Genomic DNA, 1,073 nt, shown 5'->3' with positions numbered 1-1,073 from the left:
GTGAACCCTAGAAAGGGAATGGCAGTATACTTTGAGTATTTCTATCAAGATCAATCACTAAATGAGCTTACGTTACACGGAGGGGCACCTGTAACGAAAGGTGAGAAATGGATTGCAACGCAGTGGGTGAGAAGAGGTACTTATAAGTAAAAGGGTGTATGTGACGTTTTGTTCATCATTGCATAATGAGAACAAAACGTTTTTTTATTAAATAATGTAATCTTTCGTTATAATAACAAATAATAACGGATGATTGAGAGGAACGAACATGAAATCTATATACATAACCGGTTATATGGGAGCTGGGAAAACAACAATTGGAAAAGCATTAAGTAAAGAACTTCATATGAATGTTGTAGATACCGATCAAAAAATTGAAGAGAAGCAAGAGAAGGCAATTCGTGATATTTTTGCCGCAGAAGGCGAAATGGCTTTTCGGGAATATGAAAGTGAAATGTTACGTTCATTACCTGTTCATAATGTAATCATTACAACTGGTGGTGGAATCATTGAACGAGAGGAAAACCGAAAGTGGATGAAGGAAAATGGAACTGTCGTGTATTTATATTGTGATCCACATGTAATTGCAGAAAGGCTTCGTGAAGATACGACGCGTCCACTATTTCAGAAGAAAGATATAGAGGCATTTGTGATGAAATTTGAATCGCGCCGAGCTTATTATGAAGAGGCTCATATTCATATCGATACGACGAATAAGTCTGTAAAGCAAATTATGAATGAATTAAAAGAAAAGATTAATGGATAAAAAAGTGGACATACTAATCAAGTAGAGGTGATGATAATATGTCTACTAATGATTATGTTCGCTTTGTGACACAGCAATTTGTGTCATATATGGATGCTCCAAAAGAAGATCGTAAACAAAAGAAAGAACAACGCCGTGCTGAAAAAGAGCCATTTATGAATAAGTGGTTTGGTGTTATGCCGCTGAGTGCTGCTTTGTTTTATCGAAATGTAAAAGATAAAAGAAAAAAATCAAGTTAACTTTTTCGCAATATGTCTAGCAAAATACAAATCCCCTAGTAGTGTGATACTACTAGGGGATTTGTATT

General features: G+C 35.3%; 2 protein-coding genes and 1 pseudogene. All 3 read left to right on the top strand.

From position 1 onward, the window contains the following. Positions 1 to 150 (top strand): annotated as a pseudogene (locus DN390_RS30500) (2OG-Fe(II) oxygenase); the annotation flags it as partial. Between the two features lie 118 nt (positions 151 to 268). Beyond that, complete coding sequence (aroK, locus tag DN390_RS30495; RefSeq protein WP_147809319.1) at positions 269 to 766, top strand: shikimate kinase AroK; 498 nt, start codon at positions 269 to 271, stop codon at positions 764 to 766. 38 nt (positions 767 to 804) lie between these two features. Continuing rightward, positions 805 to 1,005 carry a YqzE family protein gene (locus DN390_RS30490; RefSeq protein ID WP_000106080.1) on the top strand — a complete coding sequence of 67 codons (201 nt, stop codon included), beginning with the start codon at positions 805 to 807 and terminating at the stop codon, positions 1,003 to 1,005. Positions 1,006 to 1,073: the final 68 nt, after the last annotated feature.

This window comes from Bacillus sp. SH7-1, from assembly GCF_008042405.1.
Lineage (GTDB): Bacteria > Bacillota > Bacilli > Bacillales > Bacillaceae_G > Bacillus_A > Bacillus_A thuringiensis_N.
The sequence above is the reverse complement of the archived record's forward strand: the minus strand, read 5'-3'. Positions and strand labels throughout refer to the sequence as shown.

Excerpts from the sequence above, each read along its gene's own strand:
- aroK (WP_147809319.1), top strand. The coding sequence starts at position 269 with ATGAAATCTATATACATAACCGGTTATATGGGAGCTGGGAAAACAACA.
- DN390_RS30490 (WP_000106080.1), top strand. The coding sequence starts at position 805 with ATGTCTACTAATGATTATGTTCGCTTTGTGACACAGCAATTTGTGTCA.